Genomic DNA, 24,707 nt, shown 5'->3' on the forward strand with positions numbered 1-24,707 from the left:
AATTCGCTTTGAGTTTTAAAGAGATTCAAAGTAGTAATATTAAATAAAGATGGCAGAAGTAAAACCAGCTGAAATATCAGCAATCTTAAAACAACAACTTTCAGGTTTTGAAGCAGGCGCTTCATTAGACGAAGTAGGAACAGTATTAACTGTAGGTGATGGTATTGTACGTGCTTACGGATTAGCAAATGCTCAATATGGTGAGCTTGTAGAATTCGATGGTGGTGCAGAAGGTATTGTACTTAACCTTGAAGAAGATAACGTAGGTATTGTATTATTAGGTGAAGCTAAAGCAGTAAAAGAAGGTTCTACTGTAAAGCGTACATCTCGTATTGCCTCTGTAAAAGTAGGTGAAGGTATCGTTGGACGTGTTGTTGATACTTTAGGTAACCCAATTGATGGTAAAGGACCTATCTCTGGTGAAACTTACGAAATGCCATTAGAGCGTAAAGCTCCTGGTGTTATCTACAGAGAACCAGTAACAGAACCATTACAAACAGGTATTAAAGCGATTGATGCTATGATTCCTGTAGGTAGAGGGCAACGTGAGTTGGTTATTGGTGACCGTCAAACTGGTAAAACAACAGTTTGTATTGATACCATCTTAAATCAAAAAGAATTTTACGATGCAGGTAATCCTGTATATTGTATATATGTTGCAGTTGGTCAAAAAGCATCAACTGTTGCAGGTATTGCTAAAACATTAGAGGAAAGAGGTGCTCTTGCTTACACAACTATCGTTGCTGCAAACGCTTCAGATCCTGCTGCAATGCAAGTTTATGCTCCTATGACAGGTGCTTCAATTGGTGAGTATTTTAGAGATACTGGTCGTCCTGCATTAATCATTTATGATGATTTATCTAAGCAAGCGGTAGCTTACCGTGAGGTATCATTATTATTACGTCGTCCACCAGGACGTGAGGCGTATCCAGGTGACGTTTTCTACTTACACTCACGTTTATTAGAGCGTTCTGCAAAAGTTATCAATGATGATGCTATTGCAAAAGAAATGAACGATTTACCTGAATCATTAAAGCCAATAGTAAAAGGTGGTGGTTCTTTAACGGCATTACCAATTATTGAAACACAAGCAGGTGACGTTTCTGCATATATCCCAACTAACGTAATCTCAATTACAGATGGTCAGATTTTCTTAGATGGTGATTTATTTAACTCTGGTGTTCGTCCAGCAATTAACGTAGGTATTTCTGTATCTCGTGTAGGTGGTAACGCACAGATTAAATCGATGAAGAAAGTATCTGGTACTTTAAAATTAGACCAAGCACAGTTCCGTGAATTAGAAGCGTTTGCTAAGTTTGGTTCTGATTTAGATGCCTCAACATTAAACGTTATCGAAAAAGGTAAGCGTAATGTTGAAATCTTAAAGCAAGCACAAAACGATCCTTATACAGTAGAAGATCAAATCGCGATTATCTATGCTGGTTCTAAGAACTTGTTAAAAGATGTTCCTGTAGATAAAGTAAAAGAATTTGAAAGAGACTTCATTGAATTCTTAAATGCTAAGCACAGAGATACTCTAGATACACTTAAATCAGGTAAATTAACTGATGAGGTTATTGATACATTAACACATGTAGCTAAAGACCTTTCAGGTAAGTTTAGAGCATAATAATAGATTTTAGTATTGAGTAGTGAGAACTATAACATCTCACTACTGAATACTCAATACTAATTACTAAGAAATGGCAAACTTAAAAGAAATACGTAACAGAATATCATCAGTATCTTCAACGATGCAGATTACCAGTGCCATGAAAATGGTATCTGCTGCAAAGTTAAAGAAGGCTCAAGATGCTATTACTGCTATGCGTCCTTATTCTAACAAGCTGACTGAGTTACTTCAAAGTTTAAGTGCAACCTTAGATTCAGATTCTTCTAGCCAATATTCAGTACAAAGAGAGGTTAAGAATGTGTTGGTTGTTGCTATTACTTCAAACAGAGGTTTAGCAGGAGCTTTTAACTCTAATATCATTAAGGAAGTTAATAACTTAATTAATAATAAGTACAGCGGAAAGAATGTGTCTATTTACGCAATAGGTAAAAAGGTGAATGATGCTTTTGCTAGGTCTAACAGAGTTGTTGCAAATAATAGTGAAGTTTTCGATGATTTAACCTTCGAGAATGTTGCTAATATTGCTGAGACCATTATGCAACAGTTTGTTGATGGTAAGTACGACAAAGTGGAAATTGTTTACAACCACTTTAAAAATGCTGCAACTCAAGTTGTAATGACTGAGCAGTTTTTACCAATTGTTCCTGTTGAAAGTGATTCTAACGTTAATTTAGACTACATTTTTGAGCCATCTAAGCAAGAAATAGTTGAAACTTTAATTCCTAAGTCATTAAAGACACAATTGTATAAAGGTATTAGAGATTCATTTGCTTCAGAACATGGTGCACGTATGACAGCTATGCACAAAGCAACTGACAATGCAACAGAATTAAGAGATCAATTAAAATTAACTTATAACAAAGCACGTCAAGCAGCTATTACTAACGAAATCCTTGAGATTGTTGGTGGTGCTGAAGCGTTGAATAGTTAAGACTTTAATTCATAATATTAATAGAAAACCCAACTTTATAAGTTGGGTTTTTTTATGCATAAAATCATAATGAAATTTGCATTTCATCGATTAAATGCAAAAAATATCGATAAAGTAAAAAAATGTAGTATATTGCACCACCAAAACAAAACCTACTTTGTAATGAAGAAACTAAAAAAGGCGTTTTTCGCCATCGTATTTGCTATTGCGTGTTTATCTACGTTTCAATGCTCAAGTTCCAAAGATGCTGTTGCTACAAGATTTGAAGAGCCAACATCTCTAAAATTAAAGCAAGCATATTTCCAAGAATGGTATGCTGGTATTAAAGTTGGAGGTACTGGAATTAATGTTTTTATTCCTGTTTTAGAGGAAGGCACAAATGTTGATATTGACAGTGTTTACTTTAGAAACATGAAAGCTAAACTTGTTAAAACAGAAGGAAAATATCGTGCAATTCTTAAAAGTAAGTCACGTTATTATACGTTTAAGAAAGACGAAAAGCCAGAAGATTATCCATTTGACTTAAAGGATAATGAATGTGCTATCAGTTATACTGAAAATGGAAAACAAAAGTTTTTCAAAATAAGAAACTTAAATGAGGTTGCTGGTACTTATTATGAAGAAGGACCACCTTCTTTATACGCAAGTAACTCATCTTCTATTCTGGCTGTTACGGACGATGAATAGCCGACACTAGAGTTAAGTTGTAATAAATGAATTATTAATAGCAAAAGTCTCATCGATAAGGTGAGACTTTTTTCTTTTTACACCAAAAGCTTTGAGAGCTTTTTAATAATAATTCAATACTTTTGATGTACTAATAATTTAGGATTGAGCGGATTTAAATCTCTTTTTAAACAAACATTTATTTATGGTTTAGCAACTGTGCTACCAAGAATGTTGAGTTTTTTATTAGTACCATTGTATACAAGTCCAGACGTCTTATCAAGTCCTGCGGAATATGGTGAAGTCTCGGTTATATTTTCATATTTTATTTTATTCAATGTCATACTAGCTTATGGTATGGAAACTGCTTTCTTCCGTTTTTTTAATAAGGAAGAGGATAAAGAAGCCGTTATAGGTACAGCTACAATTTCTTTAGTAATATCATCACTGGTGTTTTTCCTCTTGGCATTAATATTTCAAAGTCACATTGCTAATGTCATTGAAATAGATGTGAAATATGTCAACTTAGTCATATGGATTTTACTTTTAGATGCTCTAGTTATTATCCCTTTTGCTTGGCTTAGAGCGAATCAAAAACCGATGAAATATGCTATAATTAAGATTCTTAACGTTTGTATTAATATTGGGCTTAATTTATTCTTCCTATTAGCATTAAAAGATTTAGCATCTGAAGGATCTTTTTTTGAAAGTATTTATAAGCCCAACTTTGAAGTCAGTTATATTTTCATTGCAAATTTGGTAGCAAGTGGGTTTACATTGATGGCAATGCTTTCGTTTTATTTAAAACTCAAGTTTAGATTTAACAAAACGCTTTGGAAACAAATGATGAGATATGCACTTCCTGTATTGGTTGCAGGTGTAGCATTTTCTATAAACGAAGCTTTTGACCGTATTCTACTAAAAGAATTGTTACCTTCAGATATAGCAGATAGCGAAATAGGAATGTATTCAGCATGTTATAAATTAGCATTGTTTATGACGTTGTTTGCAACAGCATTTAGACTTGGAATTGAACCGTATTTTTTCAGTCATGCCAAATCAAAAAGCCCTCAAAAAAACTATGCATTAATTCTTGAATTTTTTGTAGCCTTTGGTTCCATTATACTATTAACAGTTGCTGTTTTTGCACATTTAATTAAACCTTTCATCATAAGAAGTGAGGCGTATTGGGAAGCCATGTGGATTGTTCCTATAATTCTTTTAGCAAATTTCTGTTTAGGTATATATCATAATCTTTCTGTTTGGTATAAGGTTACGGATAGAACAAAATATGGTGCCTATATTTCTGTGTTTGGTGCGGTGGTAACATTGATAATCAATCTAGCGTTTATTCATCAATTCAGTTACAAAGCATCTGCAGTAGCAACATTAGTGGCCTATGCTTCTATGATGCTATTGTCATTTTATTTTGGGAGAAAATACTATCCAATACCTTACAATTTAAAAAAAATAGGGTTGTACCTAATTGTTTCGATAGCACTGTCAGCATTATCTTTTTATTATTATCCAGGTAATTACTACATAGGAATTGCTATGATAATTGTATTTTTGGGATTAGTTGTTTTCCTAGAAAAGAAACAGTTAAAACAGATTTTGAATTAATACAATGTCTTCACTTTTTAGAAGATTAGACAAAGAAACATGGAAATAAAAATAATAAATAAATCCAACCATAATTTACCGCATTACGAGACCATAGCTTCAGCTGGAATGGATTTAAGGGCAAACCTTTCAGAAGATAGAATTCTTAAACCTTTAGAAAGAACCATTGTAGGTACAGGATTATATATAGAATTACCTATTGGTTACGAAGCACAAGTAAGACCAAGAAGTGGACTAGCAGCAAAAAAAGGAATCACAGTTTTAAATGCACCAGGAACTGTAGATGCCGATTACAGAGGCGAAATAGGCGTGATTTTAGTCAACCTATCAAATGAAGAATTTACCATTCAAAATGGTGAACGCATTGCGCAGCTAGTTATTGCAAAACACGAACGTGCAGAATGGATAGAGGTTGAAGAGCTTTCAGAAACCGATAGAGGCGAAGGGGGCTTTGGTAGTACAGGAACCAAATGATTGAAGAATTACGATTGACGATTTTAGAATAAGAAAGAAGATTGTTTCTGAATTCGTGCTAAATTTTAAAGAACATTTAAAAATCAAAAAAACCGTCTAGCGTCTATTATCTAACAGCAAAGCGGTCTAATGTCTAAAAAAAATGAAAATAATAGTACCAATGGCGGGTCGAGGCTCACGCTTAAGGCCACATAGTTTAACAGTTCCAAAACCATTAATTCCGGTAGCAGGCCAACCCATCGTGCATCGTTTGGTAAAAGATATTGCTAAGGTTTTAAAGCAACCTATTGAAGAAGTGGCTTTTGTGCTTGGCGATCCAGCTTTTTTTGGAGATGATGTGGTTGAGAGTTTAACGGAGTTGGCTGAAGATTTAGGCGCTAAAGCATCCATTTACAGACAAGATCAACCGTTAGGAACTGGTCATGCTATTATGAGTGCTAAACCATCACTTTCAGGTCCTGCGGTAATTGCTTATGCAGATACGCTGATAAGAGCTGAGTTTGATTTAGACCCAAGTGCAGACAGTGTTATCTGGACCAAGCAAGTGGAAAATCCTGAAGCTTATGGTGTAGTGAAGCTTAACGACAATCAAGAAATTATTGAGCTTGTAGAAAAACCAGAAACTTTTGTGAGTGACCAAGCCGTAATCGGAATCTATTACTTTAAAGATGTTGCCGTTTTAAAAGCGAAGCTTCAAGAAGTTTTAGACGAAAATGTAATGAATGGTGGAGAATACCAAATTAACGATGGTATAAAGCGCATGATGGCAGATGGGAAAGTATTCAAAACTGGTACAGTTGATGAATGGATGGACTGCGGAAACAAAAACGTAACGCTAGAAACCAATACCAAGATGTTAGGCTTCTTAAAAGCAGATGGCGAAGAGCAATTAGTTGACGATTCTGTCGTTTTAGAGAATTCAAAAGTAGTTGAACCGTGTTTCATCGCAAAAGGAACGGTTTTAAAGAACGCTACGGTTGGCCCTAACGTTTCTATAGGCAAAGATTGTGTTATTGAAAACTCAACCGTTAAAAATAGCTTAATACAGAATCAGACGACTATTAAAAACGCTAATTTAGACGAAGCTATGATTGGTAACCACGTTAAGTATAATGGCGAGTTTACTAAAATTAGTATTGGTGATTATACTGTGATGGAATAAATCGCGATTGTCATTCCTGCGCAGGCAGAAATCTCATTATCTCAAGTTGTTATACATTTAATGAACACAATATGAAACTAATTTTAGGAATTTTATTCTTATTGATAATCTCTTCAATGGCATTTAGTCAAGTCAGAAATGACAAGAGTATGATTCTGATTAGCACTAAATATAACAACAATCAATGCAAGTACGTGGCCTTTCGTGTTACGAGTCGTAAAATTGAAATTGATAATTGTTATGACATAGATTTGGGCAAGTTTAATTCTATCAAAACAGTTAACTTGTTAGACGAAAAATTTATCAGTAGGGTGTATAGAAAATCTACTGATAAATTAATAGAATATGAAAAGGAAATTAGTGCCACAAATTGCGACTATTTAGCACCTATTACAATATTAATTTCTGAAAACGGAAAAGACACTAAAATTGAATTAAAAAGCATTAGAAACTGTTACCCTAAATCAATGAAAGTTTTGATTGAAGGACTTGAAAAAACATTTGAGAAATATAAATAAAAAACTTGCTACAATATTGTATATAGCTCATTGCGCCTAAATTCCTAATCAGAATTAATTGCAATTTGCTATCTTTCGGTTACCGCGAAAAATCATAATCAAACACAAGTTTGGAATAACTTTTGAAACCAATTTGTCATTCAGAGCGTTAGCGAAGAATCTAAATATGAAATTAAAACAACACATAACAAAACTTCTACTAGTACTATTTTTAGTACCAAGCTTTGCTATGGCCCAAGTCGATTTCAACAAACGACCAGATGATGACTTAGGAAATGTTGAAGACGAATTTCAAGAGCACTTTTTTGAAGCCTTAAAACAAAAAGGCATAGAAAACTATGATAGAGCGGTTGAAGCGCTTCACAAATGTTTAAATCTAGATTCTAAAAAGCCTGTCATTTATTTTGAGCTTGGTAAAAACTACAACAAACTTAAAAACTTTGGAGCTGCAGAAGAATATCTAAAGAAAGCTATAGATATGCAACCAGACAATGTTTGGTTTTTAGACGAGCTTTATGATGTGTATTACCAACAAGATGATGTCAATAATGCGATAAAAACCATAAAGCAACTTGTTAGATATCACCCAGATTATAAAGAAGATTTAGCAGCTCTATATGTTAGGGAAGAACGTTATAAACAAGCGCTAGATATTTTAGATGAGTTAGATGAAGAATACGGTTTAAGTGAGTCTAGAGACGCCATGCGTAATGATATTTATAGTATTACAGGTAACGCAGACGATAGAATAGAAAACTTAGAACAACGTATTGCAAACAATCCTAATATCGAAGATAATCACCTAAAGCTGATTTACCGTTATAGCCAAACGGGTGACAAAAAGAAAGCCTACAAAGCTGCAAGAAACCTTTTAAAAGTAAAACCAGACTCTAAGTTTGTACACTTAGCTTTATATAAGTTTTACTTGCAAGACGATAAAATAGATGATGCTATCAACTCAGTGAGAATTGCATTAACAAGCCCAGAAATCAATGCAGATGCTAAGGCTAAAGTATTAAAAGACTTTGTGGCTTTTGTGGCTCAAAACCCAGAGTACGAATCCGATTTAATAGAAATAACAGCATTAATAGATCAAAATAAAGATGCTCAAACCCATAGCGATTTGGGAGCTTATTATTTAAAAGCGGGTGACAAAGTAAAAGCACTTTCAAACTTTAAAGAAGCTTTAAAACAAAATCCAAAGGATTTTAAATTGATAAAAGACGTCTTATTATTACAACTAGACATTGAGGATTATAATGCCGTTGTAGAAGATTCTGAACGCGCCTTAGAGTTGTATCCAGCACAACCAATTTTATATTTGGTTAATGGTGTAGCAAACAATAAACTGGGTGAGTACAAAAAAGCAAAAAATCAGCTGGAAATGGGCCTCGATTTCTTGATAGAGAACCCACAAATGGAATCCGATTTTTATTCAGAATTAAGTATAGCATACAAAGGATTAAATAATATTAGTAAATCCGAAACGTTTGCTAAAAAGGCACAAGCTTTAAAAGCACAACAATAAATGAAGTTACCCAAAATCTATAAAAGCCTAAAAATCACATTAAGTTTTGTGATTATAGCTACAGCATTAAGTTGTAAATCTACCAAAAACGTTATTGCATCAGGTGAAGCAAGCGATAAGCTTTCGGCTAAACAAGTGATAAAACAGCACGAAAAAAACGAAGCTGATTTTAAAACCATGAACGCCAGAGTAGAGATTGATCTTATTCAAGGAGAAAAAGAGCAAGGCCATACCTTTAGCTTTAGAATGGAAAAGGATAAAGTAATTTGGTTAAGTGCTTCTTTTGGAATGGCTCGGATGATGATAACACCAGAAAAAGTTCAGTTTTATAACAAGATTGATAACGAATACTTTGATGGAGACTATAAGTTGCTGAGTGATGTTGCTGGTATTGATTTAGATTTTGACAGAGTTCAAAATATACTTTTAGGGCAAGCAATTACTAATTTGAAAGATGAACCCTATCAAGTCGCAATAAACGAAAACTCTTATGCGCTTCAGCCAAAAGATCAAAATGCATTGTTAGAATTGTTTTATTTAATCAATCCGTCGCATTTTAAGATGGATAGTTTACAAATGTTTCAGCAATTAAAGAAGCGTATGTTACAAGTAGATTATGCGTCGTATCAAGAAGTGGATAAGCAAATTCTTCCTCAGAATATTAGAATAATTGCGGTTGAAGATTCTGATCAGGTGGCAATTACTTTAGAGTATAAATCTGTATCTTTAAATGAGGAAGTGCGCTTCCCGTTTAAAATTCCTGCTGGTTATAAAGAAATAGTTATAAAATAAATGTATTTGTCATTTCGACAGAGTGAAGAATGAACGACGAGAAATCTTTTAATATTAAAATGATGAAAAAATATTGTAATGCCTTAGTGGTTTTAGTCATATTATTTTCATCTGTGCAGTTATCTGCCCAAAGCGCTATGCAAAAAAAGCTAGAAGCACAGCGTCAGCAGATTTTAAGAGAAATAGAGGAATTCAAATTAATATATACAAGTAAGAAGAAAGAAGAAAAATCCGCTCTCACACTTATTGAAGACTTAAACTACAAGGTTAATGTTAGGCAGAATCTTATCAGAATTACCAATGAGCAAGCTAATTTACTGACCAGAGAAATAAATGCCAATCAAAAGGAAATAACGAGCCTTAGAGCGCAATTAGAAGAGCTGAAGGAAGATTATGCTGCAATGGTAGTAAAGTCTTATAAAAGTAAGTCTGAGCAGAGTAAAATTATGTTTTTGTTGTCTTCGGAAGACTTTAAACAAGCTTATAAAAGACTACAATACATTAAGCAGTATGCCAATTACCAAAAGGAACAAGGTGAAGCTATAAAGACTAAAACAAAAGAACTTCAAGATTTAAATATTCAACTTACTAAACAGAAAGAAGACAAGCAAAAGTTAATTGAAGATAACCGAATAGCTAAACGTGAATTAGAAAAAGAGCTTAAAGAACGTGAAACCTTAATGGCTTCTATAAAAGCAGATATGGGTAAATTCGCAGCTCAAATCAAGGAAAAAAGACAGGAAGCTGATCGTTTAGATAAGGAAATAAATAGGTTAATTAGAGAAGCTATTGCAGCGGCTAACAAAGAAGCTAACAAAGGAAAACCTAATACGAGCTCTAGCTCATCAAAATTTGTAATGACTCCAGAAGCAAAAAAATTAGCAACAAATTTTGAGTCTAACAAAGGGAAACTAGGCTGGCCGGTTGAAAGAGGAGTCATTAAAGGAAAATTTGGTAAAACACGCTCTTTAACAGACAACTCTGTTGAAGTCAATAATTCTGGAATTAAAATTGCAACTACAGCAAATGCTGATGTTAAAACTGTATTTAATGGTGTGGTTTCTAAAATTATACTTGTAAAAAACGCTAACCCAGGAATATTAATTCGTCACGGAAATTATTTTACTATCTATTACAACTTATCAAAAGTTTACGTCAAACCTGGTGATAAAGTCACAACAGGTCAGGTTATAGGTAAAGTATTCACTAGTAAAGTAAATGGCGAAAGTTTATTAGACTTCCGTTTATTTAAGAACGATCAAAGATTAAATCCCCAATATTGGTTAGCTAAGTTTTAATTCACCTTTACTACAACATAGCCACCATAGATTGAGCAGTTATTTGTCATTCAGAGCGTAGCGAAGAATCTAATAAAAGTAAAATTAATAAAGAGAGATTCTTCAGTCTTTCATCCTTCAGAATGACAAACATGAGTTTAAGTTTTATATAATTTAAAGATTTTTTGAATGTCATTCAGAGCGACAGCGAAGAATCTAGCCTTTAAATATGAAAACAATAGGTACACATAACTACTACGTATATATCTTAACGAATAAAAGTAAAACAGTTTTATATACAGGAATGACGAATAATCTTAAAGACAGACTATATTTTCATAATAATCCTGAGCCGTTTTCTAAAGCTTTTACAGCCAAGTATAAATGTTTCTTCCTTATTTATCACGAACATTTTTTGAGGTAGAAAATGCCATAAAGCGAGAAAAAGAGATAAAGGGTTGGAGTAGAAATAAAAAAGAGGATTTGATTAAGTTATTTAACCCTCAATGGAATTTTTTGAATCGTGAAATTTGAGAGATTCTTCAGTCCTTCGTCCTTCAGAATGACAAGCACAAGTTTAGGTTTTATATAATTTAAAGATATTTGCATGTCATTCAGAGCGATAGTGAAGAATCTAAATTAAACAAGACAAAAGATTGCTTGGTCTTACATTTTAGGGAAAATTATAGTAACAAATTACATTTTGGCTGCGCCAGTATATTAGTATAAAAACTACTCAAAAAGGGCCTTTAACTCAGTAGCATCAGCAGGTTTCATTTTTCCTGCTAAGACTAAGCTTAATTGCTTACGTCTTAAAGCAGCATCAAAGCGCTCTTTTTCAAGTTCTGTTTCAGGAATTAACTCAGGAACTTTTACAGGTCTACCAGTTTCGTCAACAGCTACAAAGGTATAAATAGCTTCATTGGCTTTGATACATTCGCCAGACTCCCTGTCCTCAATCCAAACGTCCATATAAACTTCCATAGAAGATGTAAACGCTCTTGAAACTTTAGCTTCAATCATCACCACACTACCTAAAGGAATAGCTCTATTAAAAGCTACGTGATTTACTGAAGCGGTTACTACAATTCGTCTAGAGTGTCGTCTTGCAGCAATACTAGCAGCTCTATCCATGCGTGCTAATAATTCACCACCAAATAAGTTGTTGATAGGATTAGTTTCGCTTGGTAATACTAAGTCGGTTACCGTAGTTTTAGATTGAGAAGCTGTTCTAGATTGCATAAATTCTTAAAATTTGTGCAAAGATAAGGTGCTTTTAAAGAAATAAAGGGATAAGAAAGAATTAATCTAATTTCTTAATCAATAACCACGCATCGCGGTTATGCTCTTTTCTTATGTTGTAAAGTTCTTGCTGTGCTTCGGCTCTTGTCTCAAAACTACCATAAACAACTTCGTGAAGACCATAACGGTTAACACCGATTTTTCTAGCTTTAAAACCGTTGTCTCTTAGTTGTTTTACCTTTTTATCAGAATTAGCTTCAATTCTAAAAGCGCCAGCCACAATATGATAATTACCCGTTTGTTTTTTTTCTAAAGACAGCGTCGCAGCAGGTAGTGGATTACTAATTACAAAAGTAGCTTCCTGTACTTTTGCGTCTAACTGTTCATTAGCTTGTTCTTGAGCTAATTGATTATGGCTTTCTATGGAATTATTGTAATAAGAAGCGCCTAAAAAACCACTTAGACCCAATACAACAACAGCTGCAGCAGCATACTTTAACAAATTAAGGTTAGATCGCTTTTCAGGAGTAAACGCAATAGGTGCTTTTTCTTCAATAGCTTCAACTTCTTCTTTGTAAACCTCACGATTAATATCCGAAGATGTAAAGTGAGACAACCCAAAAGAATCCGTTAGGTAATTAATATGAGTTGATGGGTCAAAAATAATCTTACCATCAGTGTTCAATATTAATTCTCCTATGTTTTGAAATTGAATAGTTTCACCTTCTACCAAGTAAGATTTAATAGATTTTACTTGCTTAGCAATTTTTTCAGTCGCTGTAGAATAAGGTATCTTTTCAACTTCGGCTATGTAGTTAGCTAAAAGACCATCATTATTTTGAAGTTGCTCATTAAAAGATAGCACCTTTTTAGGTGGATAAAACGTATGTGTAATTTCATGAACTTTTGCCGAAACACGATTGGTTAAAAAGGCTCCCAATCCAGGAACGGTAACACAATCGTAACGGTATAAAAGGTCGCTGATGTAAGTCTCTAACTGCATAAAAGCAAAGTTAAAAATTTTTGTTTCTGATGAAACTTTGTCCCTGTTTAGTTATTAACATCAGAAAAATTTAGTTTCTTGTAGGTTTGAAATCAATACTTTAAAATGACGGATCAACAATTAATTTTTGCTTTAGCCTTACAACATGTACCAAAAATAGGAGCGACTACAGCAAAGAAATTGATCAATCATTGTGGTTCAGCCGAAGCTGTTTTTAACGAAAAAAGGTCTAATCTTTTAAAGATTGATGGCATAGGTACAATTACTATTGAAGGTCTTTTTGATAAAACCCATTTTGAGGAAGCTGAAAATGAATTACGGTTCATTAAAGACAATAACATCTTAGCGCATTATTTTACAGAAGATACCTATCCCGAAAAGTTGAAACATTGTATTGATGGCCCAATAGTGTTGTTTCAGTCTGGAAATATCAATATTAAAAGCCAACCTATAATTAGTATCGTTGGCACAAGGAAAATAACTACTAGTGGAATTGCGTTTTGTGAGAAATTGGTTGAAAGTTTAGCTGTTTACAATCCAATAATTGTATCTGGTTTTGCTTATGGTACTGATATTACGGCTCAGAAGGCAGCTGTAAAACACAACTTACAAACTATTGGTTGTTTGGCTCACGGATTAAATCAAATTTACCCGAAAGTACATGAAAAATATGTTGCTGACCTAGAAAAGCATGGTGGGTTTTTTACAGATTTTTGGAGTACAGATGTTTTTGATAGAAATAACTTTTTAAAGCGAAACCGAATCATTGCAGGTTTAAGCGAAGCTACCATCGTTATAGAATCCGCTGAAAAAGGCGGCAGTTTGGTGACTGCTGATATTGCAAACTCTTACAATAGAGAAGTGTTTGCTGTACCAGGAAGAACCACAGATAGCCAGAGTATAGGTTGTAATAATCTTATAAAATTTCAAAAAGCACATTTATTGTCCGATCCTTTAGATGTACCATATCTGTTGAATTGGCAACTTGAAGACGCTTCGAGTGCCTCAGCGTCCAAGAAACATGTTCAAAAGCAATTATTTGTAGAGTTAGAAGGTGATGAAAAAGTCATCTACAATTTTTTGGAAGTCAATGGCAAGGAATTACTAGATGTTATTGCTATACAATGCAATATTCCCACTTATAAATTAGCAGGTATTTTATTAACGATGGAATTGAAAGGTGTGATAAGACCTTTGCCTGGGAAGTTGTTTGAGGTTATTTGAGCTTAACAAAGACCTCACAGGTTTTTTAAACCTGTGAGGTCTTTAAAGAGATTGGCTTTAATACCCAACCTTTTCCCTAACACGCTTCAATACATCATCAGCAACAACTTTAGCCTTTTTAGCACCTTCAGCTAACACAGCATCTAATTCTTTAAGATTATTCATATAGTAGTTATAGCGTTCTCTTGGTTCAGCAAAACGCTCTAAAATCAATTCATACAAAGCTTGTTTAGCATGTCCGTAACCGTAATTACCACCTTCGTAATTGGCCTTCATTTCTGCTATTTGACTTTCAGAAGCTAATAAGCTGTATATGGCAAAACAATTACAGGTTTTCCAATCTTTTGGTTCTTCAAGCGGAGTACTATCGGTTTCTATAGACATAATCTTTTTACGCAGTTGTTTTTCTGGTAAAAAGATATTAATAAAGTTATCTCTACTCTTACTCATTTTTTCGCCATCCGTACCAGGAATAAGCATAGTATTTTCTTGTAAACGCTCTTCAGGTAGTACAAAGACCTCTCCCATTTTGGTGTGGAATCTCGAAGCGACGTCGCGAGTAAATTCAATATGCTGCACTTGATCTTTTCCAACAGGAATAATTTCGGCATCATAGAGCAAAATATCTGCAGCCATCAACATTGGGTACATAAACAAACCTGTGTTAACATCCTCTAATCGGTCTGCTTTGTCCTTAAAGCCATGTGCAAGTTTAAGTCGGTTATATGGAAAAAAGCAATCGAGATACCAAGCAAGTTCTGTAACTTGAGGAATATCGCTCTGTCGGTAAAATACTGTTTTTTCAATATCCAGTCCAAACGCTAACCAAGTAGCAGCAACAGAATAGGTGTTATATCTTAGCTCTTCAGCATTTTTAATTTGGGTTAAGGTGTGTAGGTTGGCAATAAACAAATATGATTCATTATCGCTTTGCTCAGAGAGTTCAATCGCTGGTAAAATTGCTCCTAAAATATTACCTAAATGCGGTGTTCCTGTACTTTGTATTCCTGTTAATATTCTTGCCATAATATTACCTGCGAAGGCAGGTATCTTTTTAATTCTGCTCTATTTACTACAAGACTTCAATAAACTTCAGTCTGATAGCAAGTAATAAGCAGGAATCACTTTATTATTAAACTTAAATTTCTAATTGGAAAGCAAAGTTAAATTTTTTAGCAGAACTATAAGAAGTGATTTCATTTAAATACTTAGTTTTGGTGCTATGGGAATAATAAAATATCCATTTTGGGTTTTGTATAGAATATGGTTCTATGTTTTGGTGGCTTTACCAATCGTAATTTTGTTTCCTATTCTTTTAATTTCTATTTCTAGAGAAAAATGGTATCCGTTCTTTTTTAGGCTAGCAAGGTTTTGGGCTAAGTTTATTCTCGTAGGAATGGGCTTTTCTTATAAAGTGATAAGAGAAGAAAAACCAGATGTAAAGAAAAGCTATATGTTTATTGCGAACCACACCTCAATGACCGATATTATGTTGATGTTGGTTACAGTTAAAAATCCTTTTGTTTTTGTTGGTAAGCAAGAATTGGCGAAGATTCCACTATTTGGATTCTTTTATAAGCGCACTTGTATTTTGGTAGATAGAAGTAGTGCCAAAAGTAGACAAGCTGTTTTTTTAAGAGCACAGCGACGACTAAGACAAGGGTTGAGCATTTGTATATTTCCTGAAGGCGGTGTGCCAGAAGAGCATGTACTATTAGATGATTTTAAAGATGGAGCGTTTAGATTAGCAATAAACCATAAAATACCCGTAGTGCCAATAACTTTTTATGATAATAAAAAACGATTTTCGTATACTTTCTTTAGTGGTGGGCCAGGAAGAATGCGAGCAAAAATTCATCATTTTCTAAAGACAGAAGATTTAACAACTCAAGATACTAAAAGCTTAAATGAAAAAGCGAGAAATATTATTTTTGAGGAGTTGAGTAAACCCATAAAAACAAAAAGCCACTCTAACCAAGAGTAGCTTTTGTCATCATTGCATTCATCATTGCTTAATTGTATGCAATCTTCTAACTTAAATTTAACCTAAAACTTAAAACTTAATCCTGTATATACACCAATAAAGAATGGTCTATAATCACCATAAGTATTACTGAATGTATTTATTTGGTACTTGAACTGAGGCTCAAGATTTATATTCCAATGTTGCGACAAGTTATAGTCTAATCCCAATCCAAAATTGGCACTAAAACTTGTGTTGTTGATGTTATTAGCTTCACCTATTAAAGTTGAAGCACCATCGATGTCAGCATATATTTCATTTTGATTTAAAAAGAAAGTACTAAACCCACCAATAACATTAACCCCAAACTTTTTGTCTAATAAGCTGTACTCTAATTCTAGAGGTACTTCAATAAAACCGAAGCGTTGATCTACATCGCCAGCTAATTGTGTATTAAAGGCTTCTGGAGCAGAAGAGCCAAAAAGCATTGAAGAGCTCATAAGCACTACACCGCCAGATTTTTTGCCATAATCAATATTTCCGCCAGTAGATTGTTCTGAATTATTAGCTCTTGCAGCTGTAGATGATCCAGCAAAAGCATAAACATCAGAAGTTTTTTGACTAAGATTAACACGGTTAACGCCAGCACGTATTTTTAACTTTCTTGAAACAGCATAACTAGCATTGATGCCATAGCTCATGTTAACATCACTACTTTTGGCATTTTCATTAAATTGACTATCAATAGATGAGCCTTTTCCTAAAGAACTGTAATAAACAGGCGCAACATTTGGTGCAATGCTCCACCTGTTTTGGTTTTCTTCTTCTTTTTCATCTATAATATCTTCAGAATTCTCCGCAATAGCGTCTTCTATAGACTGTTTTTTAGTTTCGTCAACAATTGAATTTTCTGTAATGGTGTTTTCAACATTATCAGAATTTGAGTTGCTGTTGTTTTTTGTGTTTGTGGAAGAGTCATTACTAACAACAGCAGAATTACTGTCTTTAATAGTGTTCTTTATTGCAGATTCCAGTTCATTTTCTGTTGAGAGTTGATTGGTCTCAGAACTATTGGTTTTTGACTTGTCAGAATTAGAAGTCACTTTTGAGCCATCTTTTATTTGGTCACTAATAGTTGTAATGCCTTGTTGTTTTTCAGTAATACCAGCTTCTTTTTTATTATTGATGTTTTTGTTTTCTGTAATGTGATTTCTTTGAGATGTATTACTTAAAGTATTGGCGGATTTTTCTTGCTGAGATGGTGTATTTTCTTTTGTGTTTAAGTTCAGATTTTCATCAGAAGAAGAATTCGCTAAACCATTGTTGTAATCGCTTTTAGATTCTTTAAGTTCATTCTGTATGCTTTTTGAAGAATCTTTGATATTTGTTTCTGTTTTCTTGTTTTCTTCTTTTTGATTAGAATTATCTGTTTCAACAACAGAAGGATTTGGGTTGTTGTTATTTCCAGAATTATAAACAGATACACCTACGGTGAGTAAAATAGCTATTACAGCAGCTACACCACCATATTGCCACCAAAGAGCAATAACGCGTCGCTTTTTCTTTTTCTTAGGTAGACTTTCAGAAATACGATTCCAAACGGCATCATCTGGTACCATTTCAAAATCTTTGAACTTTTCTTGAAAAAGTCTATCTATATTTTTCTTATCGTTCATTTTTATAAACTCTGCGAATTAGAATTCGCTTTGTAATTTTCTATTTTATCTTTCAAAATCAATCTTGCTCTTGCTAAATTTGATTTAGAAGTTCCTACTGAAATGTTAATCAACTCACTAATTTCAACATGAGAATAACCATCTAAAACGTATAGGTTGAATATCAATCGATAACGATCTGGCAATTCCTGAATAATTTTTAGTAGAAACTCCAGACTAACATCATCTTCATTTATATCGACTGAAACATCTTTAATATTTCCTTCATTAACAATATCGAAAACACCAACATTTTCCCTGTACCGTTGTAATGCAGTATTTATAGCTATTCGTTTTAACCAACCTTCAAAAGAACCTTTGTTTTTATACTGATCTATTTTACTAAATACAGTTATAAATGCATCATGCAGATTATCTTCTGCCTCTGCATAGTTATTAGAATACTTAAGACAAACCGAAAATAGCTTACTTGCGTATTGCTTGTATAATTGGCTTTGAGCTTTAGCATCTTGTTTTATACAATTTTCTATGAGTTGTTCTAAACTCACATTAGTTTTGGAATTAATTAATAATTTTTCTTAATTTCTACCAGTTGTGCCAGTACCGTAATGTCTTTCTTCAACAACGGGAACTTCAATAATATAATATTGATCGACCCCTTGGGCATCTTCTCCTTGAAAGAATTTGAACAAGTAGGTTTCAGTCCCAGAGGCCATAAAATCAAAACTAACGGTTACTTCTTCATTTTCATCAATACAATTAGCTATATCACCAGTATAAACAGTATTAACTATGGCTACTGTTCTTGTTTGTCCATCTATTTGATATATAAAATCATTAAATTGATAACAACTTGTAGGTCTGGTATAAGTCATTGTAATTTCGTAAACTTCACCATGTGTAAATTGTTCTGGTATATCTACATTTTCAATGGGTAATACTTCCAAATAGTAATCAGAAGAATCATCGTCATCAAGACTACACGATGTTATTGAAAGAGCAAATACTAGGAGTAAAAAGACATACTTTTTCATAAATTATAATAAAAATTCCACTCTTTAGATGCATAAAGTTCAAAAGGGTTGCGTCTAAAAACAAAAAAATCCTGAAATTTTTCAGGATTTTAATTTTTTAAACTAGGCTTCGTTAATTATTGCCCTAACTTTTTCTTCGAGCTCGTCCATTAATTCAGGGTTGTCTTTTATCAATGACTTTACAGCATCTCTACCTTGCCCCAACTTAGTGTCTTCATAGCTAAACCAAGAACCACTCTTCTTCACAACATCTTTTTCTACTGCTAAATCCAAAACTTCACCGACTTTTGAAACTCCTTCACCATACATGATGTCAAATTCTGCTGTTCTAAATGGTGGTGCTACCTTATTCTTTACCACTTTTACTCGGGTTTTATTACCCATAACGTCACCATTAGAGTCTTTAATTTGAGTTGAGCGTCTTATATCTAATCTTACTGAAGCGTAAAATTTAAGTGCGTTACCACCAGTTGTAGTTTCTGGATTGCCAAACATCACACCAATTTTTTCACGTAATTGGTTAATGAAAATCATAGTACAGTTTGTTTTACTAATGGAAGCGGTTAATTTTCTTAACGCTTGAGACATTAAACGCGCATGTAAGCCCATTTTAGAATCACCCATTTCACCTTCAATCTCACTCTTTGGTGTTAAAGCCGCAACAGAATCGACTACTACGATATCTATAGCTCCCGAACGTACCAAATTATCAGCGATTTCTAAAGCCTGTTCACCATTATCTGGTTGAGAGATGATTAAATTTTCTAAATCAACACCAAGCTTTTCAGCGTAAAAACGATCAAAAGCATGTTCAGCATCAATAAACGCAGCAATACCTCCAGCTTTTTGTGCTTCGGCAATAGCATGAAGTGTTAAGGTTGTTTTACCTGAAGATTCAGGACCGTATATTTCTATTACTCTTCCTCTTGGGTATCCGCCTACTCCTAAGGCAATATCTAAGCCTAAAGAGCCAGACGAAATTGCATCTACATCTACAATAGCCTGATCACTCATTTTCATCACAGTACCTTTTCCGTAGGCCTTATCTAACTTGTCTAGCGTTAGCTTTAACGCTTTTAATTTTGCATCTTTTTCACTACTCATTTCTTCTTATTGTCTTAATTAAATTGATATCAAAAATACCACTTATTTTATTTTTTTCAATTTAATGACGCAACCATTTTACACTTTTTACATCTACAGTTTGAAAAAGGAAAAAATTGCTATGAAAATTTTTTAAAAAGTAGGTGTAAGTCTTTAAGATGAAGTCTATTTTTAAAAACACCAAATTAGCGAAGACATTAGGCGTTTCAATTGTCGTGAACACCTCGATTCTTGATAGTCGGTGTAGGTTAGCATAAATTCTTAAGTTAGTAGTTGTTAATCTTAAAAAAGCATTTTGTTGATTCAAAATGCTTTTTTTACTCCAAAACTTTTCATTTCAGTAACAAATAATACCTTTGCACCGATTTATTAACTCTTAAAACGTAAGTATAGCATGCAACTGTACAACAAATTAAGCGCTAATGAACGTGCCGAACTTATTGAAAAAGCAGGTAAAGAACGTCTTACTCTGTCTTTTTACAAATATGCGCGCATTAGCAATCCACAAGAATTTAGAGACCAACTGTTTATTAAATGGAACAGTTTAGATGTCTTAGGTCGAATTTACGTCGCTACCGAAGGTATCAATGCCCAATTATCGCTTCCTGCCGAAAATTTTGAAAACTTCAAAACTCATTTAGACAGCATTGACTTTTTAGAAAATGTAAGACTAAACATTGCTGTAGAGCAAGACAATATGTCTTTTTTAAAGCTGAAAGTTAAGGTGAGAGATAAGATTGTTGCCGATGGATTAAATGACGATACTTTTGACGTGACCAACAAAGGAATACACGTTAATGCCGAAATGTTTAACGATTTAATCGAAGACGAAAACACGGTGTTAGTAGATATGCGTAACCACTACGAAAGCGAAATAGGTCACTTTAAAAACGCCATAACGCCAGATGTAGATACCTTTAGAGAGTCTTTAGATATTATTGAAGACGATTTAAAAGCACACAAAGAAGACAAAAAATTAGTGATGTACTGTACTGGCGGTATCCGTTGCGAAAAAGCCAGCGCATATTTTAAACACAAAGGGTTTAAAAATGTCTATCAACTTGACGGTGGAATTATAGAATACACAAGACAGGTCAACGAAAAAGCTTTAGAAAATAAGTTTATAGGAAAGAATTTTGTGTTTGACGAGCGTCGTTCAGAAAAAATAAGTGATGATGTTATTGCACAATGTCACCAATGCGGGAAACCTTGTGACACGCACGTTAACTGTGCAAATGATGCTTGCCATTTACTATTTATCCAATGTGAAGATTGTAAAGCTGAAATGGACAATTGCTGTTCTTCAACTTGTAAAGAAATAAACGCATTGCCTTACGAAGAGCAAAAAGCATTACGTAAAGGGCAAGGTAATAGTAACGATATCTTTAAAAAAGGACGTGCAGACCATTTGCCGTATAAAAAAGACTTGCGTAATATTTTTGAAACTCTAAAAAGTAAACAAGACTAGTAAGATGCAAAAGATAGAATTAATGGCGCCTGCAGGAAATTTTGAATCTTTGCAGGCAGCTTTAGATAATGGCGCAGACTCGGTTTATTTTGGAGTAGAGCAACTAAATATGCGTGCTCGTGCGTCTATTAATTTCACTTTAGACGATTTAGAAGAAATCTCTAAACGTTGTCAAGCCAAAAATGTAAGAACGTACCTAACGCTTAATACTATTATTTACGATCACGATTTATCTATCGTAAAAACCTTAGTAAAAAAAGCGAAAGAAGCTAATATTACCGCCGTAATCGCAATGGATCAAGCAGTAATTGCTGTAGCTAGAGAGTTGGGTATGGAAGTTCACATTTCAACACAAATTAATATCACAAACATCGAAACTGTTAAGTTTTACGCCATGTTTGCAGATACAATGGTGTTAAGTCGCGAGCTTAGTTTACGTCAAGTAAAACACATCACAGAGCAAATTGAAAAAGAACAAATCAAAGGTCCATCAGGTCGTTTGGTAGAGATTGAAATTTTTGGTCACGGCGCGTTATGTATGGCGGTTTCTGGTAAGTGTTATATGAGTTTACATTCGCAAAACTCGTCTGCAAATCGTGGTGCTTGCAAACAAAATTGTCGAAAAAAATATACCGTTATCGACCAAGAAACTGGTTTTGAAATGGAATTGGATAACGAGTATATCATGTCGCCAAAAGACCTTTGTACAATCGACTTTTTAGACCAAGTAGCAAATGCAGGTATCAAAGTTTTAAAAATTGAAGGTCGTGGTCGTGCGCCAGAATATGTGGCTAGAGTCATCAAATGTTACCGAGATGCAATTGATAGCGTAGAAAATGGCACTTACGATAAAGACAAAGTAATTGGTTGGATGCAAGAGCTAGAAAAAGTCTACAATCGTGGTTTTTGGAGTGGTTACTATTTAGGTCAAAAATTAGGCGAATGGAGTAAAGGTTCAGGTTCGCACGCAACGCAAAAGAAGGTGTATATTGGTAAAGGCATTCATTTTTATCCAAAAGCTAAAATTGGCGAATTTAAAATTGAAGCGTACGATTTATCATTAGGTGATACTTTGCTAATTACTGGTCCAACAACAGGTGCAAAAGAGTTTGAGTTGAAAGAAATGCTAGTTAATGACCAAGTGTTAGAAAAAGGAACAAAAGGAGACTCAATTACTATTCCATTAGAGTTTAGAGTAAGACCATCAGACAAACTTTATAAAATTGTAGAAAATAAAGTTGAAGCTTAATGGTTGTTGTTACCTTGCAAAGAAACAAGTGTATTGGCTGTAATTACTGTGTAGAGTTGGCGCCAAACCAGTTTAGGATGTCAAAAAAAGACGGTAAAACAGTATTATTACATTCAACCGATAGGAAAGGTTTTTTTACCCTAAAATCTAACGATTACGAAATTTTAGAACCCTGTACTGAAGCTTCAAAAGCATGTCCAGTAAATATAATTTCGGTAAAAGATGTTTAAAAAGCAGAATAAATACAACTACAAGTCAAAGCTGTTTTAATAGTATTAAATTTTTATTGTTGTAATGTTTTAAAATTGTGAGCATTACGAAATAAAAATAAAATTATTTATTTAGGTTATTAACCTGTTAAACAATGAATTAATTTTCTGAATAAATAATAGTATCTTTACTTTTTAAATATTTATGAATCCTTTATCTGATTTTCAAGAAAATCAGACTTAATATATAACTTTTTTATGGCTTGTAACAGTTGTACAACTGATAAAAACGGCCAACCAAAAGGATGCAAAAACAATGGAACTTGCGGTACAGATAGCTGTAATAAACTCACTGTTTTTGATTGGTTAGCTAATATGTCGCTTCCAAACGGACAAGAACCCTTTATTGGAGTTGAGGTGCGTTTTAAAAACGGAAGAAAGCATTATTATAAAAATACAGAAAATCTTACGTTAAGTATTGGAGATATTGTGGCTACTCAGGCAAAATCTGGCCACGATATAGGTATGGTTACGCTTACAGGTGAACTTGTAAGAGTACAAATGAAGCGCAAAAAAATAGATATAGACGATGCAGAAAATGTACTTAAAATCTATAGAAAAGCTTCTCAGAAAGATATAGATATTTGGTCGGATTCTAGAGATAAGGAAGAGCCGATGAAGGTTAAAGCACGTCAGTTTGCGATTGACCTTAATCTCAAAATGAAAATTTCAGATATTGAATATCAGGGAGATGGAAGCAAAGCAACATTTTATTATACTGCGGAAGAGCGTGTAGATTTTAGAGAACTGATAAAAGTTTTTGCACGTGAATTTAGAACGCGCATAGAAATGAAACAAGTTGGCTTTAGGCAAGAAGCCGCACGACTTGGCGGAATTGGTTCTTGTGGTAGAGAGTTGTGTTGCTCTACCTGGTTAACGGATTTTAGATCTGTAAGTACCTCAGCTGCGCGTTACCAACAATTATCTTTAAATCCCTTAAAACTAGCAGGTCAGTGTGGTAAATTGAAGTGTTGTTTAAACTATGAGTTAGACGCCTATTTAGACGCATTAAAATCATTTCCTAAGACAGACGCTAAACTCTACACAGAAAAAGGTGTTGCAGTATGCCAAAAGACAGATATTTTCAAAGGTTTAATGTGGTATGCTTACGAAGGAGAATGGATGAATTGGCATGTTATTACTGCAGAACAAGCCAATGAAATAGTCGAAAAAAATAAAAAGAAGGAAAAAGTAGCTAGTCTTGAAGAATATGCTGCAGAGCATATTCAGGATACTAAAAACGAATTTGAGAACGTTGTAGGTCAAGATAGTTTAACGCGTTTCGATAATCCAAAATCGAATAAGAAACGTAACAATAAAAGAAAGAGTAGAAACAAAAACCGAAATAGAAAACGTAACCAACAACCAAATGCAAAAAAGAAACAATAAGTTATTCCTAATTACCGCTTTATGTTTTCTAATGTTAGGTTGCGATTCTAAAGCAGTTTTTGATGTTTATGAATCCGTGCCAAATCAATGGCACAAAGACTCTTTGGCGACTTTTAAGTTTGAGGCACCTGACACCACAAGCAATTACAATCTTTATGTAAATATTAGGAATAACAATGAGTATAAGTTTAATAACTTATATCTAATTGTAGAGCTTAACTATCCAAACGGTAAGGCTGTTAAAGATACTCTAGAGTATAAAATGGCTGCTCCAAACGGAGAGCTTTTAGGAGCAGGATTTTCTGATGTTAAGGAAAGTAAATTATGGTACAGAGGCTATGATGCACCATTTAAATTTACAGAAGAGGGTAACTATTCCGTAAATGTTCAGCATGCTATGAGAGAAAATGGAGACGTTAATGGTGTTGAAAATTTAGAAGGAGTTACAGATATTGGTTTTAGAGTAGAACACGCACAATAAC

Annotated in this window: 25 protein-coding genes; 18 read left to right on the plus strand and 7 right to left on the minus strand. The window is 33.8% G+C overall.

What is annotated here, in order from left to right; genetic code table 11:
• The first annotated feature begins 49 nt into the window (after window positions 1–49).
• The 11 genes from atpA (at window position 50) to AC2H4K_RS08015 (ending at window position 11,028) form a co-directional block, all read left to right on the plus strand.
• Entirely contained in the window at window positions 50–1,630 is a 1,581-nt protein-coding gene (atpA, locus tag AC2H4K_RS07965; RefSeq protein ID WP_493743033.1) for a F0F1 ATP synthase subunit alpha, read from the plus strand.
• Between the two features lie 73 nt (window positions 1,631–1,703).
• Complete coding sequence (gene atpG / locus AC2H4K_RS07970) at window positions 1,704–2,564, plus strand: ATP synthase F1 subunit gamma (protein ID WP_493743034.1); 861 nt, start codon at window positions 1,704–1,706, stop codon at window positions 2,562–2,564.
• Between the two features lie 162 nt (window positions 2,565–2,726).
• Complete coding sequence (locus AC2H4K_RS07975) at window positions 2,727–3,251, plus strand: hypothetical protein (protein ID WP_281140678.1); 525 nt, start codon at window positions 2,727–2,729, stop codon at window positions 3,249–3,251.
• Window positions 3,252–3,395: 144 nt separating this feature from the next.
• Entirely contained in the window at window positions 3,396–4,853 is a 1,458-nt protein-coding gene (locus tag AC2H4K_RS07980) for an oligosaccharide flippase family protein (RefSeq protein ID WP_281140677.1), read from the plus strand.
• 39 nt (window positions 4,854–4,892) lie between these two features.
• A complete protein-coding gene (gene dut, locus AC2H4K_RS07985) occupies window positions 4,893–5,327 on the plus strand; it encodes a dUTP diphosphatase (RefSeq protein WP_281140676.1) in 435 nt (144 codons plus the stop codon).
• Between the two features lie 142 nt (window positions 5,328–5,469).
• On the plus strand, window positions 5,470–6,489 hold the full coding sequence (locus tag AC2H4K_RS07990) for a sugar phosphate nucleotidyltransferase (RefSeq protein WP_281140675.1): 1,020 nt from the start codon (window positions 5,470–5,472) through the stop codon (window positions 6,487–6,489).
• 71 nt (window positions 6,490–6,560) lie between these two features.
• On the plus strand, window positions 6,561–7,007 hold the full coding sequence (locus tag AC2H4K_RS07995) for a hypothetical protein (protein WP_281140674.1): 447 nt from the start codon (window positions 6,561–6,563) through the stop codon (window positions 7,005–7,007).
• Window positions 7,008–7,173: 166 nt separating this feature from the next.
• A complete protein-coding gene (locus tag AC2H4K_RS08000; protein ID WP_281140673.1) occupies window positions 7,174–8,535 on the plus strand; it encodes a tetratricopeptide repeat protein in 1,362 nt (453 codons plus the stop codon).
• Entirely contained in the window at window positions 8,536–9,327 is a 792-nt protein-coding gene (gene lolB1, locus AC2H4K_RS08005) for a lipoprotein insertase outer membrane protein LolB1 (protein ID WP_281140672.1), read from the plus strand. It abuts the gene before it with no gap.
• Between the two features lie 29 nt (window positions 9,328–9,356).
• Window positions 9,357–10,625 (plus strand): murein hydrolase activator EnvC family protein, encoded by a 1,269-nt coding sequence (locus tag AC2H4K_RS08010; RefSeq protein ID WP_281140671.1) that lies wholly within the window; start codon window positions 9,357–9,359, stop codon window positions 10,623–10,625.
• A 283-nt stretch (window positions 10,626–10,908) separates the two neighbouring features.
• A complete protein-coding gene (locus AC2H4K_RS08015; protein WP_493743067.1) occupies window positions 10,909–11,028 on the plus strand; it encodes a hypothetical protein in 120 nt (39 codons plus the stop codon).
• 308 nt (window positions 11,029–11,336) lie between these two features.
• On the opposite strand, the gene AC2H4K_RS08020 is transcribed toward AC2H4K_RS08015, so the two are convergent.
• A complete protein-coding gene (locus tag AC2H4K_RS08020) occupies window positions 11,337–11,846 on the minus strand; it encodes an acyl-CoA thioesterase (protein WP_281140670.1) in 510 nt (169 codons plus the stop codon).
• A gap of 61 nt (window positions 11,847–11,907) precedes the next feature.
• Window positions 11,908–12,849 (minus strand): HU domain-containing protein, encoded by a 942-nt coding sequence (locus AC2H4K_RS08025; protein WP_281140669.1) that lies wholly within the window; start codon window positions 12,847–12,849, stop codon window positions 11,908–11,910.
• Window positions 12,850–12,954: 105 nt separating this feature from the next.
• Here AC2H4K_RS08025 and dprA point away from each other — a divergent pair, with 105 nt between their 5' ends.
• Window positions 12,955–14,073, plus strand: coding sequence for a DNA-processing protein DprA (gene dprA, locus AC2H4K_RS08030; protein WP_281140668.1), 1,119 nt, complete (start codon window positions 12,955–12,957; stop codon window positions 14,071–14,073).
• A 57-nt stretch (window positions 14,074–14,130) separates the two neighbouring features.
• On the opposite strand, the gene trpS is transcribed toward dprA, so the two are convergent.
• Window positions 14,131–15,099, minus strand: a complete 969-nt coding sequence (trpS, locus tag AC2H4K_RS08035) for a tryptophan--tRNA ligase (protein WP_281140667.1) — start codon at window positions 15,097–15,099, stop codon at window positions 14,131–14,133.
• 196 nt (window positions 15,100–15,295) lie between these two features.
• Here trpS and AC2H4K_RS08040 point away from each other — a divergent pair, with 196 nt between their 5' ends.
• The gene (locus AC2H4K_RS08040) at window positions 15,296–16,057 is read left to right on the plus strand and encodes a lysophospholipid acyltransferase family protein (protein WP_281140666.1); all 762 of its coding nucleotides are present in this window, start codon (window positions 15,296–15,298) and stop codon (window positions 16,055–16,057) included.
• 62 nt (window positions 16,058–16,119) lie between these two features.
• On the opposite strand, the gene AC2H4K_RS08045 is transcribed toward AC2H4K_RS08040, so the two are convergent.
• The 4 genes from AC2H4K_RS08045 to recA all read right to left on the minus strand — a co-directional run bounded on the left by AC2H4K_RS08045 (window position 16,120) and on the right by recA (window position 19,850).
• The gene (locus AC2H4K_RS08045; protein ID WP_493743035.1) at window positions 16,120–17,712 is read right to left on the minus strand and encodes a hypothetical protein; all 1,593 of its coding nucleotides are present in this window, start codon (window positions 17,710–17,712) and stop codon (window positions 16,120–16,122) included.
• A 2-nt stretch (window positions 17,713–17,714) separates the two neighbouring features.
• Window positions 17,715–18,260: an RNA polymerase sigma factor gene (locus tag AC2H4K_RS08050; protein ID WP_493743036.1), complete on the minus strand. Its 546-nt coding sequence runs from the start codon at window positions 18,258–18,260 to the stop codon at window positions 17,715–17,717.
• Window positions 18,261–18,290: 30 nt separating this feature from the next.
• A complete protein-coding gene (locus tag AC2H4K_RS08055; RefSeq protein ID WP_493743037.1) occupies window positions 18,291–18,746 on the minus strand; it encodes a hypothetical protein in 456 nt (151 codons plus the stop codon).
• Between the two features lie 102 nt (window positions 18,747–18,848).
• A complete protein-coding gene (gene recA / locus AC2H4K_RS08060) occupies window positions 18,849–19,850 on the minus strand; it encodes a recombinase RecA (protein WP_281140662.1) in 1,002 nt (333 codons plus the stop codon).
• A 394-nt stretch (window positions 19,851–20,244) separates the two neighbouring features.
• Between recA and trhO the strand changes: the two genes are divergently transcribed.
• From trhO to AC2H4K_RS08085, 5 genes are all read left to right on the plus strand, one after another.
• The gene (gene trhO, locus AC2H4K_RS08065; protein WP_281140661.1) at window positions 20,245–21,318 is read left to right on the plus strand and encodes an oxygen-dependent tRNA uridine(34) hydroxylase TrhO; all 1,074 of its coding nucleotides are present in this window, start codon (window positions 20,245–20,247) and stop codon (window positions 21,316–21,318) included.
• Between the two features lie 4 nt (window positions 21,319–21,322).
• Window positions 21,323–22,567 carry a peptidase U32 family protein gene (locus tag AC2H4K_RS08070; RefSeq protein WP_281140660.1) on the plus strand — a complete coding sequence of 415 codons (1,245 nt, stop codon included), beginning with the start codon at window positions 21,323–21,325 and terminating at the stop codon, window positions 22,565–22,567.
• The gene (locus AC2H4K_RS08075) at window positions 22,567–22,797 is read left to right on the plus strand and encodes a ferredoxin (protein WP_106680623.1); all 231 of its coding nucleotides are present in this window, start codon (window positions 22,567–22,569) and stop codon (window positions 22,795–22,797) included. Before AC2H4K_RS08070 ends, AC2H4K_RS08075 begins: the two co-directional genes overlap by 1 nt.
• Window positions 22,798–23,034: 237 nt before the next feature.
• A complete protein-coding gene (locus AC2H4K_RS08080; RefSeq protein WP_281140659.1) occupies window positions 23,035–24,225 on the plus strand; it encodes a PSP1 domain-containing protein in 1,191 nt (396 codons plus the stop codon).
• Complete coding sequence (locus AC2H4K_RS08085; RefSeq protein WP_281140658.1) at window positions 24,206–24,706, plus strand: gliding motility lipoprotein GldH; 501 nt, start codon at window positions 24,206–24,208, stop codon at window positions 24,704–24,706. Before AC2H4K_RS08080 ends, AC2H4K_RS08085 begins: the two co-directional genes overlap by 20 nt.
• The last annotated feature ends 1 nt before the right edge of the window (window position 24,707 follow it).

It is taken from the genome of Winogradskyella sp. 266wxhm, assembly GCF_058964685.1.

Coding starts and splice junctions, on each gene's coding strand:
- atpA (WP_493743033.1), top strand. CDS start 50: ATGGCAGAAGTAAAACCAGCTGAAATATCAGCAATCTTAAAACAACAA.
- atpG (WP_493743034.1), top strand. CDS start 1,704: ATGGCAAACTTAAAAGAAATACGTAACAGAATATCATCAGTATCTTCA.
- AC2H4K_RS07975 (WP_281140678.1), top strand. CDS start 2,727: ATGAAGAAACTAAAAAAGGCGTTTTTCGCCATCGTATTTGCTATTGCG.
- dut (WP_281140676.1), top strand. CDS start 4,893: ATGGAAATAAAAATAATAAATAAATCCAACCATAATTTACCGCATTAC.
- AC2H4K_RS07990 (WP_281140675.1), top strand. CDS start 5,470: ATGAAAATAATAGTACCAATGGCGGGTCGAGGCTCACGCTTAAGGCCA.
- AC2H4K_RS07995 (WP_281140674.1), top strand. CDS start 6,561: ATGAAACTAATTTTAGGAATTTTATTCTTATTGATAATCTCTTCAATG.
- AC2H4K_RS08000 (WP_281140673.1), top strand. CDS start 7,174: ATGAAATTAAAACAACACATAACAAAACTTCTACTAGTACTATTTTTA.
- lolB1 (WP_281140672.1), top strand. CDS start 8,536: ATGAAGTTACCCAAAATCTATAAAAGCCTAAAAATCACATTAAGTTTT.
- AC2H4K_RS08010 (WP_281140671.1), top strand. CDS start 9,357: ATGAACGACGAGAAATCTTTTAATATTAAAATGATGAAAAAATATTGT.
- AC2H4K_RS08015 (WP_493743067.1), top strand. CDS start 10,909: ATGACGAATAATCTTAAAGACAGACTATATTTTCATAATAATCCTGAG.
- AC2H4K_RS08020 (WP_281140670.1), bottom strand. CDS start 11,846: ATGCAATCTAGAACAGCTTCTCAATCTAAAACTACGGTAACCGACTTA.
- AC2H4K_RS08025 (WP_281140669.1), bottom strand. CDS start 12,849: ATGCAGTTAGAGACTTACATCAGCGACCTTTTATACCGTTACGATTGT.
- dprA (WP_281140668.1), top strand. CDS start 12,955: ATGACGGATCAACAATTAATTTTTGCTTTAGCCTTACAACATGTACCA.
- trpS (WP_281140667.1), bottom strand. CDS start 15,099: ATGGCAAGAATATTAACAGGAATACAAAGTACAGGAACACCGCATTTA.
- AC2H4K_RS08040 (WP_281140666.1), top strand. CDS start 15,296: ATGGGAATAATAAAATATCCATTTTGGGTTTTGTATAGAATATGGTTC.
- AC2H4K_RS08045 (WP_493743035.1), bottom strand. CDS start 17,712: ATGAACGATAAGAAAAATATAGATAGACTTTTTCAAGAAAAGTTCAAA.
- AC2H4K_RS08055 (WP_493743037.1), bottom strand. CDS start 18,746: ATGAAAAAGTATGTCTTTTTACTCCTAGTATTTGCTCTTTCAATAACA.
- recA (WP_281140662.1), bottom strand. CDS start 19,850: ATGAGTAGTGAAAAAGATGCAAAATTAAAAGCGTTAAAGCTAACGCTA.
- trhO (WP_281140661.1), top strand. CDS start 20,245: ATGCAACTGTACAACAAATTAAGCGCTAATGAACGTGCCGAACTTATT.
- AC2H4K_RS08070 (WP_281140660.1), top strand. CDS start 21,323: ATGCAAAAGATAGAATTAATGGCGCCTGCAGGAAATTTTGAATCTTTG.
- AC2H4K_RS08075 (WP_106680623.1), top strand. CDS start 22,567: ATGGTTGTTGTTACCTTGCAAAGAAACAAGTGTATTGGCTGTAATTAC.
- AC2H4K_RS08080 (WP_281140659.1), top strand. CDS start 23,035: ATGGCTTGTAACAGTTGTACAACTGATAAAAACGGCCAACCAAAAGGA.
- AC2H4K_RS08085 (WP_281140658.1), top strand. CDS start 24,206: ATGCAAAAAAGAAACAATAAGTTATTCCTAATTACCGCTTTATGTTTT.